The 17218-nt window shown below is 72.5% G+C and carries 13 protein-coding genes and 1 pseudogene; 6 read left to right on the top strand and 8 right to left on the bottom strand.

The genetic code is table 11. From position 1 onward, the window contains the following. Positions 1 to 7: 7 nt before the first annotated feature. A complete protein-coding gene (locus AB0G13_RS17930) occupies positions 8 to 1060 on the bottom strand; it encodes a LacI family DNA-binding transcriptional regulator (RefSeq protein ID WP_357875448.1) in 1053 nt (350 codons plus the stop codon). A 490-nt stretch (positions 1061 to 1550) separates the two neighbouring features. Here AB0G13_RS17930 and AB0G13_RS17925 point away from each other — a divergent pair, with 490 nt between their 5' ends. The 3 genes from AB0G13_RS17925 (at position 1551) to AB0G13_RS17915 (ending at position 4189) form a co-directional block, all read left to right on the top strand. Further along, the gene (locus AB0G13_RS17925) at positions 1551 to 2909 is read left to right on the top strand and encodes a hypothetical protein (RefSeq protein WP_357875446.1); all 1359 of its coding nucleotides are present in this window, start codon (positions 1551 to 1553) and stop codon (positions 2907 to 2909) included. Between the two features lie 376 nt (positions 2910 to 3285). Beyond that, the gene (locus tag AB0G13_RS17920) at positions 3286 to 3492 is read left to right on the top strand and encodes a hypothetical protein (protein WP_357875444.1); all 207 of its coding nucleotides are present in this window, start codon (positions 3286 to 3288) and stop codon (positions 3490 to 3492) included. Positions 3493 to 3514: 22 nt separating this feature from the next. Then, entirely contained in the window at positions 3515 to 4189 is a 675-nt protein-coding gene (locus tag AB0G13_RS17915; RefSeq protein ID WP_357875442.1) for a YdcF family protein, read from the top strand. Between the two features lie 6 nt (positions 4190 to 4195). Here AB0G13_RS17915 and AB0G13_RS17910 read toward each other — a convergent pair. Then, positions 4196 to 4429 (bottom strand): annotated as a pseudogene (locus tag AB0G13_RS17910) (XRE family transcriptional regulator); the annotation flags it as partial. A gap of 277 nt (positions 4430 to 4706) precedes the next feature. On the opposite strand from AB0G13_RS17910, the gene AB0G13_RS17905 reads away from it, so the two are divergent. After that, positions 4707 to 6047 (top strand): low temperature requirement protein A, encoded by a 1341-nt coding sequence (locus AB0G13_RS17905; protein WP_357875440.1) that lies wholly within the window; start codon positions 4707 to 4709, stop codon positions 6045 to 6047. A gap of 604 nt (positions 6048 to 6651) precedes the next feature. Here the strand turns inward: AB0G13_RS17905 and AB0G13_RS17900 are convergent. Beyond that, positions 6652 to 7317, bottom strand: a complete 666-nt coding sequence (locus tag AB0G13_RS17900; protein WP_357875438.1) for a Type 1 glutamine amidotransferase-like domain-containing protein — start codon at positions 7315 to 7317, stop codon at positions 6652 to 6654. Positions 7318 to 7833: 516 nt separating this feature from the next. Continuing rightward, the gene (locus AB0G13_RS17895) at positions 7834 to 8781 is read right to left on the bottom strand and encodes a transposase (RefSeq protein ID WP_357875436.1); all 948 of its coding nucleotides are present in this window, start codon (positions 8779 to 8781) and stop codon (positions 7834 to 7836) included. A gap of 179 nt (positions 8782 to 8960) precedes the next feature. Between AB0G13_RS17895 and AB0G13_RS17890 the strand changes: the two genes are divergently transcribed. Both AB0G13_RS17890 and AB0G13_RS17885 read left to right on the top strand, forming a co-directional pair. Further along, positions 8961 to 9788, top strand: a complete 828-nt coding sequence (locus AB0G13_RS17890; protein ID WP_357875497.1) for a DUF72 domain-containing protein — start codon at positions 8961 to 8963, stop codon at positions 9786 to 9788. A 77-nt stretch (positions 9789 to 9865) separates the two neighbouring features. After that, positions 9866 to 10822, top strand: a complete 957-nt coding sequence (locus tag AB0G13_RS17885) for a DUF1152 domain-containing protein (RefSeq protein ID WP_357875434.1) — start codon at positions 9866 to 9868, stop codon at positions 10820 to 10822. 27 nt (positions 10823 to 10849) lie between these two features. Here the strand turns inward: AB0G13_RS17885 and AB0G13_RS17880 are convergent, their stop codons facing one another. The 4 genes from AB0G13_RS17880 to AB0G13_RS17865 all read right to left on the bottom strand — a co-directional run. Beyond that, entirely contained in the window at positions 10850 to 11893 is a 1044-nt protein-coding gene (locus AB0G13_RS17880; RefSeq protein WP_357875432.1) for a zinc-binding dehydrogenase, read from the bottom strand. A gap of 129 nt (positions 11894 to 12022) precedes the next feature. After that, positions 12023 to 14032, bottom strand: coding sequence for an amino acid adenylation domain-containing protein (locus AB0G13_RS17875; protein WP_357875430.1), 2010 nt, complete (start codon positions 14030 to 14032; stop codon positions 12023 to 12025). After that, entirely contained in the window at positions 14029 to 16905 is a 2877-nt protein-coding gene (locus AB0G13_RS17870; protein WP_357875428.1) for a beta-ketoacyl synthase N-terminal-like domain-containing protein, read from the bottom strand. The genes AB0G13_RS17875 and AB0G13_RS17870 overlap by 4 nt, the downstream gene beginning before the upstream one ends. Then, positions 16902 to 17218: acyl carrier protein (locus tag AB0G13_RS17865; protein WP_357875426.1), on the bottom strand; the 317-nt coding region annotated here is incomplete at its 5' end. The genes AB0G13_RS17870 and AB0G13_RS17865, both read right to left, overlap by 4 nt.

Here is a 17218-nt window from a genome sequence, read left to right as displayed (position 1 = left end):
TGCACGGTCACCGCTCAGCTGCGGTGGACCGCCGATCAGGGGTGCCGAGGGTGTCGCCCTCGACGAGTTCGCAGGGCAGGAGCCGCTGCTGGACGCCGACGGCGCTGCCGTCGATGACGCTGGCCAGCACCTCGACCGACTGCCGACCCATCTCCTCGCGGGGGATGCGGAATCCGGTGAACGCGAGGTCGGTGGGAACCGGGACCGTCGGGTCGCCGAGGGTCAGGATCGACAGGTCGCCGGGCACGCCCAGGCCGCGCCGCCGGGTGGCCAGCGCCAGCGCCACGGCGGTGGCGAAGTCCTCGACGAAGGCGACGGTGGTCGCCTCGGCCAGCAGGTCGTCGAGGATCGCCTCGGCGTCCCGGCCGACGGTCGTCAGGTGCCGGGCGCTCTCCGCGGCCGTCGCGGCCGCGACGAACCCGCGCCGCCGGTCCGCCGAGGACTCCGCGGTCAGCTCCGTGTTCAGGTAGGCCAGGCGCCGGTGGCCGCGGGCGAGGGCCAGGCCGACCAACTCGCCCACCGCCGCGGCGTAGTCGGCGCCGACGTACGGCACCGGGCCGCCGGCGTCGTCGCGGCGCCCGACGGCGACGTACGGGAAGCCGTCGCGGTTGAGCCGGTGCAGCTCCGCGGCGTCGATCTCCTGCCCGAGCAGGATGCACCCGTCGGCCAGGCGGAGCCGGTTGTCCTGGTGGAAGATGCGTCGCCGGCCGTCGACCACGGGGGCGCTGGTGAACAGCAGCAGGTCGCAGCCGGCCCGTTCCGCGTACTCCTCGATGCCCAGCAGGAAGGGGTGGAAGAAGTCGCGGCTGCCGCTGGGGAAGGCGGGCTCGTAGGTGAAGACGCCGATGATCCGGTTGAACCGCGCGGCGAGGCGGCGGGCCACGGGATCCGCGGCGTACCCGGTCTCGGCGATGGTCCGCAGCACGCGGTCGCGGGTCTCGGGCGCGATGCGGACGTCGGCGTCGGCCCGGTTGTTGAGCACCAGCGACACGGTCGCCTGACTGACGCCAGCCAGCCGCGCGATGTCACGCTGCGTGACGCGTCGGGGTGTAGAGGGCACAACGGGTCCTTCCGGTGCGGCTAATGCGTATTAGCGCTCGGCGTTGGGGAGGAGCCTGGCGGGCGGACCGGGTGTGTGTCAAGGGGTGGGCGGAGAGATTTCGCGGAGATGAAGTCCCTGGAGTAATGCGGATTAGCTCCGGGCCGCCGACCCCGCCTTCACGGGCGGTCAGCCCTCGCTGGGGCCGTCGGGCTGCGCCGCCGGGGCCGGCGGTCGACCTCTTGACAAGACTCGCCCGGGTCGAGCAACATTCGAGAAGCATAGATGGTAATACGTATTAGCAATCGACCCGGACGGCCCGCCCGCCCTCACGGTGGCCGGCCGTCTCACACAGCGTGACTTCGCGCCGCCCTGCGGCGTGACGCGCGACGTCCACAGTCGTCACCGGCGGAACCCGTCCCACCCCTGAACCTTCCGCCGACGGCCCCGCGCGCCGGCAGCCCGTCCGGGCGGCCGGGTGGCCCCCACCCCCGACAGAGCAGGAACAGCGATGACGAAAGCACCCGTCCGAGTGCCCGTCCGCGCCGCCGTGGCGGCGGCCAGCGCGGGCATGCTGGTCGCCACCGTGGCCGGCGGCGCTCCGGCCGGCGCCGACCCGGCCCTGGACTTCCCGCGCTTCACCTACGCGGGCACCGCGTTCGACAAGAGCGCCCTGACCTACAACCCGACCAACGAGTTCATCTTCCCGAGCGTCATCCGGGCCGCCGACTACTTCCCCAACCCGCTGGGCACCTACTACCTGTACTACGCCCCCCACGAGCGGCCCGGCGGGATCGCCCTGGCGTACGCGGACTCGATCGACGGCCCGTGGACCGAGTACCGGGCCAATCCGCTGATCGGCAACACCTGGCTGCCCCACTACTCCACGGTCAGCCACATCTCCTCCCCGCACGCGATCTGGGTCGAGGGGGAGCGCAAGCTGTTCCTCTACTTCCACGGCGAGAACTCGATCACCCGGTACGCCACCTCCGAGGACGGCATCCACTTCGACTACGGCGGGACGGCGGTCAGCCGCGACGCCAGCACCGGCGGGGAGACCTCCTACGCCCGGGTCTTCGAGCACGCCGTGCCGCGGCTGGGCAGCCGGTACCTGATGCTCTTCATGGACAATCCGACCGCCGCGCCGCCCGGGCCGACCGGGCCGGTGTCCCGGCGGATCCGCTGGGCGGTCTCCCCGGACGCGCGGACCTGGACGATCCAGCCCGACCCGATCGTGACCCCGCGGGGCATCCAGGGCCCGAACGCCTCCGGCCCGTTCTTCCTGCGCTGGAACGGCCGCAACCTGGTGATCTTCCACGCGGCCGACGGCAACATGCACGCCGTGGACGTCGGCGACGACTTCGACAAGGAGGTCCACCTCGGCGTCGTGCACGACTCGATGGTCGCCGCGCCGGACCTGGGACGCTCGGCCGCGCCGACGTTCTACTTCGACGGCCGCACCGCGCACATGTACTACGAGGCCGGTGGGCGGCTCACCGCGACGATCGGCCATGCCGTCGCCACCCTGGACCAGCCGGTGCCCACCCGCGAGGTGGACTGCGTGGTGGACCGGCCGGTGCTGTGGCCGCCGAACCACCAGCTGGTCGACGTCACCGTGACGGCGGACCTGCGCGACGGGGTCCTCGGCCCGAACGCGCTCAACCTGACGGCGGTGTCCGGCGGCGACGCCGCGGACGTCAGCGACTTCACCGTCGGCACGCCCGACACCAGCGGCCGGCTGCGGGCGGAACGCGACGGCGCCGGTGGGGACAGGGTCTACACCCTGACGTACGCGGGCCACGACGAGATCGGCCGCCCGGTCGGCTGCACCGTGACCGTCACCGTGCCGCACGACCAGGGCCACGACTGACCGGACCGGTGGACCGGTGGACGCCGGCCGTACCCGCACGGGTACGGCCGGCGCCCGTGCGCGAACTCTTAATCCGCGGGTTCGGGGTTCGAGTCCCTGGCGGCGCACCAGCAATAAAGGCCCTGACCTGGTGGCTCACACTGGGTCGGGGCCTTTTTCGCGTACGTGGGCGGTGGGTGGTCGCTCGGTGGGTGCTCGGGAGCCGTTGGACCGTTTGGGCTACCGGTAGACCTGGTGCCATGACGGCCTACCCGAACATGGTCCCGGTTGGATCGGCGCTGATCATCGTTCAAATATGTCCGGTGGGAAGAGGCACGACCAGCGTCTGCGTGGAGTCGGCTTCGCCCTACTGCCTTGTTACCCCTACCCTGGCGACATGAGGGAACCCAGCGCGGACCGGGCCTACGCCACACCTGACGACCTTTCGGCGTCGGCGGTGCTGCCGGAATTGCTGCGGAGTGTGCGGGAGGGTCAGGTCGTCTACCTCAGTGAGCGGGACGAACCGGTGGCCGCCGTCGTCCCGCTAGAGGTGGCGAGGGCGGGCCTGGCGGCCCTGGGAAGGTCCGACGAGGGAACCCGGTGACCACCCGGCCTGGTAGGGGTTGATGAACCTGCATGCAGCGGCGTCGACCGAGTCGATCCCTGACGACATTCGGGCCGACGTGGAGACGCTATGGCGCTACCACGACATGCACCACGAGTTGCGCCCGTGCGACGTGGGAATCGGGCTGGGCAGCCATGACCTCGGCGTCGCGGTGATCGCCACGCGTCTGTTCCACGAGGGCCTGTTCCCGTGGATCGTGTTCACCGGCGCGAACGCGCCGACGACGGTGGAGCGGTTCCCTCGCGGCGAAGCGGTGCACTACCGCGAGTACGCGGTTGAGCAGGGAGTGCCGGCGGAGTCGATCCTCGTGGAGCCGAGCGCGACGAACACCGCCGAGAACCTGGAGTACTCGCGCGCACTCCTCGCCGAGCGGCAGATCACGGTCCGGTCGGTGCTGATCATGTCGCGGCCGTACCAGCAGCGCCGGGCGTACGCCACATGCAAGCTGATGTGGCCGGAGGTCGACGTGGTGTGCGCGTCGAATCCTCTGGAACTGGACGACTACGTGTGCAGCATCGGTGACCTGCGGCGGGTGGTGGACATGTTGGTCGGGGACACGCAGCGGATCGAGGTATACGCGGAGCGCGGGTTCGCGATCCCGCAGGAGATGTCGGACGAGGTACGGGCTGCCTTCGAGCGCCTGGTTGCAGCCGGCTACACGAGCCGGCTGATCTGACCACGGCTACCAGCGGGGTCCTCCCGACCGGACGCCCATCCGTTCGCTGAGTTCGACGGCCACCCGGGGCGGCCGGGGGCGGGTGAGAATGTCCCGGACGAGATCGCGGGAGAGCCGGTGGTAGCGCACCTGGTCCGGGCCGATCACTTCCGCGTCCAAGAGCGCGCCGAGGGCGTCGTCGATGCGGTTCCACCGCGCCAGCGCTCGTGCGGTCTCGATGGCGTGGCGGACCTGCCGCTCGGGACGCCCGTTGCGGTCGGCACCGAGTCGCGCAATTGTCAACGGCAATCGGATTTCTCTGTAGATCAACAGTGATGAAGTTGATCTGATTGCGGGGGATGCTGCAGTAGAAGCCCGCGGCTACGACACCCGCGGCCGCACCCCGCGCCTGGGTCGGTCGGCGTCACCGCAGCGCCAGCCACCGTTTCGTCGGCGCCGCCCGGCCAGCCCGCATAGAATCCGGCCAACCGGTATGAAACAGGCCATTCCGAGCCGGGCGTACTGTCAGACTGGCGCGGTGACGGAGGAACGACCGGCGGCCGGAGGTGACAGGGAGAAGGCCGCAGGGCGCAAGGCGGTACGCGCGCACCTGCGCGACGCCGTCGTCAGCCTGCTCGGCAGGCGGCAGGTACGCGAAGGCACCCGCACGGCCACCGAGGAGCTCTTTTTCGACCTGGTCTTCGTGTTCGCCTTCGTCCAGCTCGTCGCGCTGATCCTGAGCGACTACACCCCTCAGGGCGTGCTTCGCGGAATGCTCGTGCTGGCCCTGCTCTGGTGGTCCTGGGGCGCCTTCGCGTGGCTGAGCAACAACCTGCAGGCCAGTTTCGGGGTGATGCGGTTCGGGTTGTTCGTGGTCACCGGGATTACTTTCGTGATGGCGCTGTCGACCCTTGTCGCGTTCACCGACCGGCCCGGCGGGTTGTACGGCCCGCTCGTCTTCCCCACCTGCTATTTCCTGGTGCGGTCGTTGCACCTGGCGCTGTATGCGTACGCCGTTTCGGCCCGGCACCTGGCCCGGCACATCCTGGTGCCCGCAGTGCCGATGGTGGCCAGCACCGCCCTGCTCGTCTGCGCCGCGCTCGTGCCGCACCGACTCCTCGGCGACCAGCGACAGGTCGCCATCGCCGTGACCCTCCTCTGGCTACTGGCCGTGCTCGTGGATTACGTGGGTAGCTTCACGTTGCCCGTCTGGGAGATCGGCATCTTCTCCGCCCGGCACTGGTGCGAGCGGTACGGGTTGATCCTGATCGTGGCCGTGGGCGAGAACATCATCTCGATCGGAACGTCAAGCTCCAACGTGTCGATCAGTTGGCAGCTCCTGTTCGCCGTCATGCTGGCCATGACCGTCGTCGGGGCGCTGCTCTGGACCTACTTCGACGTGGTGGCGCTCATCGGTGAGCAGGTCCTCGTGCGGGCCGACCCGAAGACCAGATTCGCCCTCGCCCGGGACGCCTACAGCTACCTGCACCTGCCCATGGTCGCCGGCATCCTCCTGCCGGCCCTGGGGATACGCGAGCTGGTCAAGCACGTCGGCCGCATCGAAGGACATCATCCCGACGAACGGCTCTCCGCCATCGGTCTCTTCGGCCTCTACGGGGGGATAGCCCTCTTCCTCCTGGCCAACGTCGCCTACCAGCTGCGGATGGCCCACACGATCAGGACAATTATCTGGACCCGGGTGGCCGCCGTTCTGGTGCTGGCCGCGCTCGTCCCTGTCGCACGGCGGATATCGGCCGTCGGCGCGCTGGGCCTGCTGGCGGCTGTCTCCTTCATCCTGATCGTCGTGGAGGTCATCGTGGCCGACGGGCAGCGCCGTCGCCTGCGCGAGTCGGGCCTGGCCGACCGGATGCAGGTTTGAGGAACCTGCAACAGCGACCGACGAGGGCGTGTCCTGCCGATCTTGTAGTGGTTGACCGTTGACGATGTCGTGGTGCGTCGTGGTGAGTTGACCGATGAGGCATGGGCGGTGACCGCTCCGTTTGCTGCCGGATCCTGGTGGGTCGCGGGGGCGGTGGCGGGATTCCCACCGCAGGTAGAGGGCGACGATCGGCGCCCACCGTGCGTGGCCGGCGCGATCGTCGTCCGAAGCGTCCCGGAAGGCATGGAGAGGTCCGTAGATTGTCTGCTCCTGATGCCACCGGAAGTCAGCGCGCGCTTGGTCTAACCCCGCGGCGAGCCGCGTCTGACTGACCTCGACCGGTAATGCGCTGCCCACAGGCCGTTCGACCGGTGCAATGCGTCGCTCGCCGCAGCGAGCAGTGCCTGATGACGAGCAAGCGCATGGTGACGCATGACCGGATCGATCGCCACCAGTTCAAACAGCCAGGAGTAGTCGCCGCGCGGCTCCGCAAACACCATGGCAGCTTGCCATCCCCGCCCATCCAGGAAGTAGCAGCACCGGCAAGCGTCAAGAGGGGTGGTGCGGGACTCGCGGCAGATCCGGATGGCCGCCGAGTTGACAATCACCCGAACTTCGTCCACTGCCCTTCAGAAACCACTGCGACGGAGCCGTCGACGACCTTGATGGCCGTCTGTTCGTCGATGGCGTAGGCCGGGACGCCGATGCCGGCCGCCCACCGCTCGGCGTCGGCCAGGGTGTTCGTGGGGAAGAGGTTCAGGTGCGGGAAGATCGAGAAGTCGACGACTCCCAAAGCTCGGTCGTCCGGCGCCGACGGCCATTCGACGAAGTACGACCCGATCCGGGGCGTCATCACCATGCTTCCCGCGCTCACCCCCACCCAGACAGTGTCGGGCAACGACGGCAGCAGATCGGCCAGCCCGGACTCTCGCATCCAGTGACACAGGTATGTCACGTCGCCACCGTCGACCAGCAGCACATCGGTCTCCCGGACCCAGGGAACCCATCGCTCTGCGCCGATGCTGGGCAGCGCCGTGAGCTCGAGGACACCGAGCGAAGCCCAGCCCAGGCCGGACAGGTACTGCCAATCGGGCGCAGGGTCGGCGGCCACGAAGCCCCGCACCGATGCCGGTCCGCACATCGGGTGACCCCACTGTGCTGTCGGGACGCAAAGGGCGCGGCACTCGGAGACCGGCTTACCGAGAAGCTGCAGGAGCGCCGACCGGATGCTTGGGTTCGTTACACCGCCGGACGTAAGCAAAAGCTTCAAGGTACCTCCAAGATCGTGAGCGGAAGGCAAATGCGCTCCGACTCGTCTCCGTTCTGTGCATCCCACAATCGGCAGCCCGGCAACTTCCCGACCGGGTGAACGAGAACCGGACAGTCCTCTATGTGATTGACCACCTTCTCGGGCCAAAGAGGCCCTCACGATACTTGACTGCCTGCCATCACTGGCTGCCGTCGACCCGCCCTTATGGGGAGCGGGCCGCCGCTCCGGCCCGCCGCAACGCGCAGACCGCGACGGCTCGTACGGACGCTGGCGGGCCGGGGCGGTGGTCTGCTCGGCTTGCCCGGGTCGATGGCGGGCGGGATGGCCTTCCGCAACCACCACGGACCGTGACCCGCCGACGGAGCCCCGGCCATCCTGGAGCCGGAGTGCCTTCGCCGGAGGCGCAGTAGCCGCAACCCCGCGACCGCCACCAGCTCGCCGACGCGGCCGGCGTGCGCTCGCCTACGCCCCGCGGGCTCCTGGCCGCGCGGCCCGGCCGGCTGCCGCTCCGCCACCTCACCGGGTCAACGGTCTGTCGTACTGTGGCGGCCCTCCGGGCCTTCCGCTCTCCGCGCCAGCCGCCGGGCGTGTTGGTGGCCGGAGCGGAGCGACAGCGGAGTGCAGGTCACGCGCCCTGGCGGCGGCGCGTGCGGCCCGTTGCGGGCCGCCTTGATAGACGTACGGAAAGTCCTCCCACACCGGTCGGCAGCGGGCCGGTCCGCCCTGGGCTGCGGGATCACGGCGGGTTGACGTGCCGGTACCCGGTGCTACTCTGACGCTCGTCGAGCACGCCAGCCGCGGCAGTTTCTGCTCTGCCCGTTGGGCAGTGGCATCGACGGCAACCTGGGTCAGGTTCGCCGTGGCCGTCGGTGCGGGCTGCGGCGGCGCGATGGTGAGGCAGCGGTGGGCGACGGTCTTCTCGACGTGTTCGGCGAGGTTGTGCCAGAGATGCCACCGGTCGGCCACCTGAATCTCTTGGGGCGCACCGGTGCGGGCGCCTTCGGCGTAGGCGTTGGCGCGATCTCGACAGATGACCTGCACGGCCGGATGCTGCCCCAGCCAGGTGGCGAGGGTGGCCGCCTCAGGGTCGGGTAGCAGGTCGACCGGCCGGCGGGTGTCGACGTCGACCAGCACCGTCGCGTAGCAGTGGCCTCGGCGCAGGGCGAAGTCATCCACGCCCACTGCGGTGAGCGGCCGGACCGGCAGCGGACTACGCCGTCCATATCTGCAGGTCAACCTGCGGACCTGCTCGGCGAACGTGCGGACCGGGCAGCGCACCGTGTCGCAGAAGAACCGGCAGACCCGTAACCGGATCTCCACCGGCTGGCCAGCCACCGCGGCATCGCTGAGTCGACGTTCGTAGCGGCTGTGAACCCGCCGGGCCCGGCGCCCACAACCGGTGCATGTCGCACGGCGGGCTCGCGCTCGCGCCCATATCCGCAGGCCAGCCGACAGCCGGTCCACTCGCTCAATCACGACAGGTGCCAGATGAGGCAGGACCGCACCCGCAAGGGCAGGGCCCTACTCTTTCCGCCAACTCGCCCGCGCCGGCGCGCGCCGGATATCGTACCCGCGGCGCGGGTCACCCCGCGCAGGGATGCCGAGCGGTGGGGGATCTGATGCGCCTGCACGTGGGGTGCGCCATGTGGACGCACAAGTCCTGGCAGGGGCGCTTCCTGGCGCACCCGCTGCCGGCCCACGAGCGGCTGCGCGCGTACGCCGGCTGGTGCACCGCGGTCGAGGGGAACACCACCTTCTACGCGACCCCCGGCCGCGAGACGGTCGCGTCGTGGGCGCGGCAGACCGACCCCGACTTCCGGTTCGTGCCCAAGCTGCCGAAGGTCGTCACGCACGAACGCCGGCTCACCGGCGCCGACGAGGAACTCCGGGCCTTCCTGGACGCCGTCGAACCCCTCGGCCCACGGGCCCACGCCCTCTGGATCCAGCTGCCGGGCTCGTTCGGCCCCGCCGACGTACCCGCGCTGGCCCGTTTCCTGCGCGGGCTGCCCACCGCCCACCGGTACGCCGTGGAGGTCCGCCACCCCGCGTTCTTCGACGACCCCCGGGCGGCGGGGACGTTGGAGGAGGCGCTCGGCACGGTCGGCGCGGAATGGGTGCCCTTCGACACGACCGCGTTCTTCCGCACCCCGCCGACCAGCGACGCGGAGCGGGAGGCGTGGACCAGGAAGCCGCGCACCCCGCTGCGCACCCGCGCGCTCACCGACCGGCCGATCGTCCGCTACCTCGGCCGGGACGACCCCGCACGCACCGTCGAGGGCTGGCAGCCGTGGCTCGACGTGGTGACCGGCTGGCTGTGCGAGGGCCGCTCGCCGACCGTGTTCGTGCACACCCCGGACAACGCCGACGCGCCCGAGCTCGCCCGCCGCTTCCACGACGAGGTGCGGGCGCGCCTGCCCGGGGTCGAGCCGCTGCCGGAACCGGAGCCGGTCGGGCCGTCGACGCTGTTCTGACCGGCCACACCCGGCGCACGCCGGTCCCGCCCACCTGTCCCGCAACCCCTGCGGCCGTCATCCCGAGGAGGGGCCCGATGCCGTCGCTGGCCGTACCGCCGCTGTTCGCCGCGCTGGAGCCGGCCCGCACCGTGCTGATCGCCGGGGCGGGTGGCGGCTTCGACGTGTACGCCGCGATTCCGCTGGCCGTCGCGTTACGCGACGCCGGTCGGACCGTGCACCTGGCCAACCTCTCCTTCACGCCGCTCGAAACGCTCGACCTGGACGCCTGGGCGGCGCAGGACGTCGCCGCCGTCACCCCCGACACCGCCGGTCCGGACGACTACTTCCCGGAGCGGGCGCTGGCCCGCTGGCTCGCCGCCAACGGCCAGCCGTGCACCGTGTACGCCTTCCCGCGGGTGGGCGTGGAGCCGCTGCGCGACGCCTACCGGCATCTGGTCGACCAGTTCGGCGTTGACGCGGTGGTGCTGGTCGACGGGGGCACCGACATCCTCATGCGCGGCGACGAGGCTGGCCTCGGCACCCCCGTCGAGGACATGACCAGCCTCGCCGCGGTCGCCGGTCTGGACGTGCCGGTGAAGCTGGTGGTGTGCCTCGGGTTCGGCATCGACGCCTACCACGGGGTGAACCACACCCAGGTGCTGGAGAACATCGCCGCCCTCGACCGCGACGGCGCGTACCTCGGGGCGCTGTCCATCCCGGGCGCCAGCCGGGAGGCGCGGCTCTACCGGGACGCGGTCGCGTACGGGCAGGCGGCCACGCCGCTGCGGCCCAGCATCGTGCACGGGCAGATCGCCGCCGCCATTCGCGGCGCAGACGGGGACGTGCACATGACCCGCCGCACCCGGGGCAGCACCCTGTTCGTCAACCCGCTGATGGCGATCTACTTCAGCTTCGACCTCGACGGTCTGGCCCGCCGCTCGCTCTACCTCGACCGGCTGGAGCACACGGTCGGCATGCGACAGGTGGCGTCCCGCATCGACGAGTTCCGCGAGGAGGTCGAGCGACGGACGCCCCGGGTGTTCCCGCACTGACCCGTCGCAGCCGCGCCGCCGGCCGAATCAGGCCTGGTTCGGGTCGATCAGCACCTTGGTGTGCTCGCTGCGGCCCGAGTCGAGTTCCTCGAGGATGTCCTTCAGCGACGACAGGCCGAAGGTGCCCGTGTGCAGCGCCGCCACGTCGATGCGACCCGCGGCGATCGCGTGCATGGCGCCCACGAAGTCCTCGTGGTGGTAGGCCAGTGATCCGATCACCGTCAGCTCGCGGCTCTGCCAGTCGCCGTAGCTGACGCTCGAGTTCTCCAGGGGATAGCCGAGCAACGCGAGCGTCCCGCCCCGGCGCACCAGCTCCGCCGACGGCTGCAACAGCGCCGGCACGCCGCTGCACTCGTACACGACGTCGGCGCCCAGGCCCGCGGTGAGCTCGTCCAGCGCGGCCCGCAGCTCGGCGGGCTCGACCACGTGGGCGAAGCCGAGCCCGCCCGCCAGCGCGCGCCGCGCCGCCGAAGGCTCGGAGATGATCATCGGCCCTGCCCCGGCGTTGCGCGCGTGCTGGGCGGTGAGCAGCCCGATCGGGCCGGCGCCCTGGACCAGGGTGGTGGCGCCGTACTCCGCCGCCACCCGCCGCACGGCGTGGAAGGTGACTGTGGCCGGCTCCACGAGGGCCGCCTCCACCGCCGAGAGGCTCTCCGGAACCGGGATCACCCGCCGTGCCGAGACCTGCACCCGGGTGGCGAAGGCGCCGTGCGGCGGCGCGTCGGCGTCGACCCCGTTGGCCTCGGCGAACACGGTGTCGCAGTTGCGGGCGTGCCCGGCGACGCACTGGCGGCACCGGCCGCACACCGGCCCCACGCCGCCCACCACGCGCTGGCCGACCCGCAGCCCGTCCACGCCGTCGCCCACCGCCGAGATCGAACCGGTCCACTCGTGCCCGAAGACCGCCGGCGGCAGCATGTGCCCGTCGGTGTAACCGTGCACGTCCGTGCCGCAGATCCCCGTGTACGCGATGTCGACCGTCACCCGGCCGGGCCCCGGCTCGGCCCCGGACACCTCGCCCTCCCGGAGCTCGCGCGGACCGGCGACCGCAAGGTAACGACCAGCAGACATACGGGACCCCCTCGGCGACAGCCCCAGTCTTCCATCCGACCTGCGTCACCAGGCCCGCTACCAGGAAGAATCAACCGGCGCAGCGCGCCCGTCGCCGCTTCCGGCCACCAGAACGCCACGGATCGCCGATCATGCCCCGCTGCCCGGATCGGGCGCGGCGCGCCGGCGGACCCGGGCCGGCGGGGCCGGCAGGGCACGCCGGTCGACCTTGCCGTTCGCGGTCGCGGGCAGCTCCGGCAGGACCACGTACCGCAGGGGCACCATGTGGTCGGGCAGCTGCCGCGCCAGGAAGGCGCGCAGCGCGGGTTCGGCCACGGCGCCCGGATCGGCGTCGCGTTCGGCCACCACGTACGCCACCAGGGTCGCGGCGGCGCCCAGGTCGTCGCGCAGCAGCACGACGCTGTTGGCGACGAGCGGGTGCCGGTTGAGTACCGACTCGATCTCGCCCAGCTCGACCCGCTGCCCGCGGATCTTCACCTGGGTGTCGATGCGCCCGCCGTAGTGCAGGTGCCCGTCCGGCGACCACCAGGCCAGGTCGCCGGTGCGGTACACCCGCTGCGGCCACCCGGCGACTGCCACCTCGACGAACCGCTCGGCGGTCAGGTCGGGTCGCCCGGCGTACCCCCGGGCCAGGCAGTCCCCGCCCACGACCAGCTCCCCGGGCACGCCCAGCGGGGCCAGCTCGCCGCGCTCGTCGAGGACGTACGCGGCGACGTTCGCGATCGGCCGGCCGATGGGGACGGTGTCGTCCGGTTCGGGTCGGCGGCACGGCCAGGCGGTGACGTCGATGGCGGCCTCGGTGGGCCCGTACAGGTTGTGCACCTCGACCTGCGGCAGCGTGCCGGTGAGCTTGTTGACCAGCTTCGGCGGCAGCGCCTCCCCGCTGCAGATGACCCGGCGCAGGCCGGCGCAGCGACCCAGGCCGGCCTCCTCGACGAAGAGGGCGAGCATGGACGGCACGAAGTGCACCGTGGTCACCGACTCGCGGGCGACGACGTCGACCATCTCCTGCGGGTCGCGGTGGGCCTGCGCCTCGGCGGTGACCAGCGTCGCGCCGGCCATGAACGGCCACAGCAGCTCCCACACCGACACGTCGAAGGTGTACGGCGTCTTCTGCAGCACCACGTCGCCGGGGCCGATGCGGTAGGCGTCCTGCATCCACACCAGCCGGTTGGTTAGCGACAGGTGCGTCATCTGCACGCCCTTGGGCGCCCCCGTGGAGCCGGAGGTGAAGATGACGTACGACAGCCCTTCGACCACCTCCTCCGGGGCCCGGTAGCCGCGCCAGTCGACGGGCGCGGCCGGCAGGTCGCCGCCCGTCAGCGGCCGTACGGGCACGGACGGCTCGCCGCCGGAGCGCAGCGCGGCCCGCCCCGCGTCGTCGGCCAGCACCAGCACGGCGTCGGCCGCGCGGAGCATGAGGTCCAGCCGGGGGCGCGGGTGGGACGGATCCAGCGGCAGGTACGCCCCGCCGGCCAGCAGGACGCCGAGCACCGCGACCACCATCTCGGGGCTCCGCTCGGTGCACAGGCCGACGACCGACCCGGGGCCCACGCCCTCGGCGCGCAGCCGCCCGGCCAGCGCCGCCGCCTCGTCCAGGAACTCGCGGTAGCTGCGGTCCCGGCCGCCGCCGCGCAGCGCGACGGCGTCCGGGGTGCGCCCCGCCTGGCGGCAGATCGTCTCGTGCACGGGCGTGCGCGGCGCGGGGGTCGGCGCGGGGTTGAAGCCGAGCAGCGTCTTGCGCTCCACCGGGCCGACCAGCGCGGCCTCCCGCACCGGCCGGTCCGGGTGGGCGGCGAGCCAGGCGTGCAGGGTGTCCAGGCGCTCCTGCAGGTACGCGGGATCGCCGTGGTCGCGGGCGAGCCGGACCGGCACCCCGGCCAGCACCGCCGACGCCCCGGCGGCACCCGTCGTGGCCAGCGCGACGTCCGCTCGCCCGTCCGGCGTGGCGTCGACGGCGGGGTCCCGCCACCGGCCGCGCGTCTGCTCGCGTACCTCCGTCAGGGTGCTGTCTGCGGACAGGCGCACCAGGACGTCGCCGCGCGGGCCGCGCACGGCGACCGAGGCCGCGCCCGAGAGGCGGTGGCAGAGCACGGCCGCCACCGCCGCCACCAGGTCCAGGTCGTCGTGGCCCGTCATGCCGTCACCAGCCCGGCCAGCGTGCGCGGCGTGGGGTCGGCCGACAGCGTCTCCACCGGGATGCGCACCCCGAACCTGCGCTGCACCTGGGTGACCATGCGGATGAACAGCAGCGACTCACCGCCGAGGGTGAAGAAGTTCGCGTCCGGTCCGATCTCGGCCGAGCCGAGCATCCTGCCCCACAGCTCCATGATCTCCTTCACCACCTCGTTCTCGCCGGTGCCGGCGGGCTCCGGCGCCGGTTCCTCGACGGCCCCGGCCGGTCGCGGCGGCGCGGCGTCGAGCCAGTGCCGGGTGCGGGCGAACGGGTACGTGGGCAGCGCGACCCGCCGGGCGGCGCTCTCGCCGCGCACCGCGGCCCAGTCCACGGACGCCCCGGCGGTCCACAGCCCACCGAGTCCGGCGAGCACGTCGCCGGCGTCGGCGCGCCCCGCCGGCCGGGGCTGGAGGGCGAATCCGGGCACCCGCTGCCCGCCCTGCCGGGCCATGCCGGTGAGCGCGGTGCCCGGCCCGACCTCGACCAGGACCGGGTCGGGCAGGCCCAGCCCGGTCAGCAGCGCGTCGTGGTAGCGCACGGGGCTACGCAGCTGCGCGCCCCAGTAGCCGTCGGCGCGCGGCAGCCCCCTGCCCAGCAGGGTGCCGTCGACGGTGCTGATCACCGGGACGGTCCGGGATCGCCGGGCGACGCCGTCGGCCTCGGCGCCGAGCAGCCGCGCGGCGTCGGCCATCATCCGCGAGTGGAAGGCGCGCTGCGCGGGCAACGCCCGGCAGTGCACCCCGCCCGCGTCGAGGCGCTCCCGGAACGCGGCGAGCTGCGCCACCGGCCCGGCCACCACGGTGAAGTCGGGGGCGTTGCGGGCGGCGATGTCGAGGCCGTCCAGGCCCGCCAGGTGCTCTTCGAGGGCGGACGGCGGCGCGAGCACGGCCAGCATGCCGCCCTCGGGCGCGTCCTGCATCAGCCTGCCGCGGGTCGCGACGAGGCGGAGCATGTCGTCGGCGGCCAGCTCGCCGGCCAGTGCCGCGGCGGCGAACTCGCCGACGGAGTGGCCGATCAACGCCGCCGGGCGTACGCCCCACGACACCAGCAGCCGGCCGAGCGCGAGTTCGTGCAGCGCCAGCGCGGGCTGGGTGACGTCGGTGCGGTGCACGATCCCGTGCGGGTCGTCGTCGACCAGCACGTCGCGCAGGTCCAGCCCCAGGAGCGGGGCCAGCAGCCCCGCCCCGTGGTCGAGCTCCGCCCGGAAGGACGGGTAGCGGTCGTAGAGGCCCCGCGACATGGCGGGGAACTCCGCCCCCTGACCCGGGAACAGGAACAGCACGCTGGGCCGGCGCGCGGCCTCGCGGACGGGCGCCCTGCGCAGCCGGGCCAGCGCCGCCGGGACGTCCGGCGCGGCGACCGCGAGCCGGTGCGCGAAGTGCCTGCGGTACGTCTGCGACGTCAGCGCGACATCGGCGACGGCCAGGTCGGGGCGCTGCCGCAGGTGCTCGCTCCACTGCTCGGCGGCCGCGCGGACCGCCTCCGGGTCGCGCCCGGACAGCACGATCAGCTCGGTACGACCGTCGGCCGCCCCGGGACCGGACACGGCCGGGCCGTCGGCCTCCTGGAGCACCACGTGGGCGTTGGTGCCGCCCAGGCCGAAGGAGCTGACCGCCGCCCGGCGTGGCCCGTCGGCCTCCCACGGGCGGGCCACGCTGTCCACGGTGAACGGGGTCGACCCGTCGAGCAGCTCGGGCCGGGCCTGCTTGAGGCCGGCCAGCGGCGGGATCTGCCGGAAGTGCAGGGCCAGCGCGGCCTTGATGAGCCCGGTGACACCGGCGGCCGCGTCGAGGTGGCCGACGTTGGCCTTGACCGAGCCGATCGAGCACGGCCGCGCGCCCCGGCGGAACACCTCGGTCAGCGCCGACAGCTCGATCGCGTCGCCGACCTCGGTGGCGGTGCCGTGCGCCTCGAGGTAGCCGACGCTGGCGGGGTCGACGCCCGCGGCGGCGTACGCGCGGGTCAGCACGTCGATCTGCCCGGCGATGCCGGGTGCCGTGTAGCCGACCTTCATGCCGCCGTCGTTGTTCACCGCCGACCCCCTGATGAGGGCGTACACGGTGTCCCCGTCGCGGCGGGCGTCCTCGGCGCGTTTGAGCGCCACCATGGCGACGCCGTTGCCGGGGACGGTGCCGGCGGCCGAGGCGTCGAAGGGCCGGCACGCGCCGTCGGGCGACATGATGCCCTTCGTCTCGTAGAGGTAGCCGGCCTGCTGCGGCACGGCCACGCAGGCGCCGCCGGCGAGCGCGACGTCCGAGTCGCCGGTACGCAGGCTCTGGCAGGCCAGGTGCACCGCCACCAGCGACGTCGAGCAGGCGGTCTGCACGGTGACCGCGGGACCGCCCAGGTCCAGCCGGTACGCGACCTTCGCAGCGAGGTGGTCCTTCTCGTTGCCCAGCACGACCGAGAGCAGCCCCTGGGTCTCGACGAGGCCGGGCTGCGCGTACACGTGGTGCAGCGCGTAGTAGTTGAACCCGGCCCCGGCGAACACGCCGACCCGGCCGAAGGGTTGCCGGGTGGCCAGCCCGGCGGACTCCAGGGTGGCCCACGCCGTCTGCATCAGCAGCCGGTGCTGCGGGTCCATGGTCTCGGCCTCCCGCGGCGTGATGCCGAAGAAGGCGGCGTCGAACAGGTCCGGGTCGGCCAGCACGCCGCGCGCCGGCACGTACGCGGGGTCGTCGAGCTGGTCGGCGGGCACGCCCCCGGCCAGCAGCTCCCCGCGGGTCAGCTCGCTGATCGTGATCTTCCCGGCGACCACGTTGGACCAGTACTCCCAGACGTCGGCGGCGCCGGGGAACCGGCCCGCCATGCCTACGATCGCGATGTCGCCGTTCATGAGGATGCGCCTGCTCCTTCGGTCTGGGCGTGCAAGTGCCGGGCCAGGGTCTGGACGGTGGGGAAGCGGTAGAGGTCGGTCAGCGGGACGGCCCGACCGGTCAGCCGCTCCTGGAGCAGCCGGCGCACGATCGCCAGTCGCAGCGACTCCCCGCCGACGTCGAAGAACGCCTCGTCGACGTCGAAGTCGTCGGTGCCCAGCGCCTCCACCCAGGCCCCCGTCACCAGCTCCTCGAACTCGGTCAGCGACGCCGAGCGCGGGGCGGGGACCCGTGCCGGCTGCCCCGCCGCCGCGCCGGTGGCCGCCGCGCCGG

The organism is Micromonospora sp. NPDC023633, from assembly GCF_040640035.1.
GTDB lineage: Bacteria > Actinomycetota > Actinomycetes > Mycobacteriales > Micromonosporaceae > Micromonospora.
The sequence above is the reverse complement of the archived record's forward strand: the minus strand, read 5'-3'. Positions and strand labels throughout refer to the sequence as shown.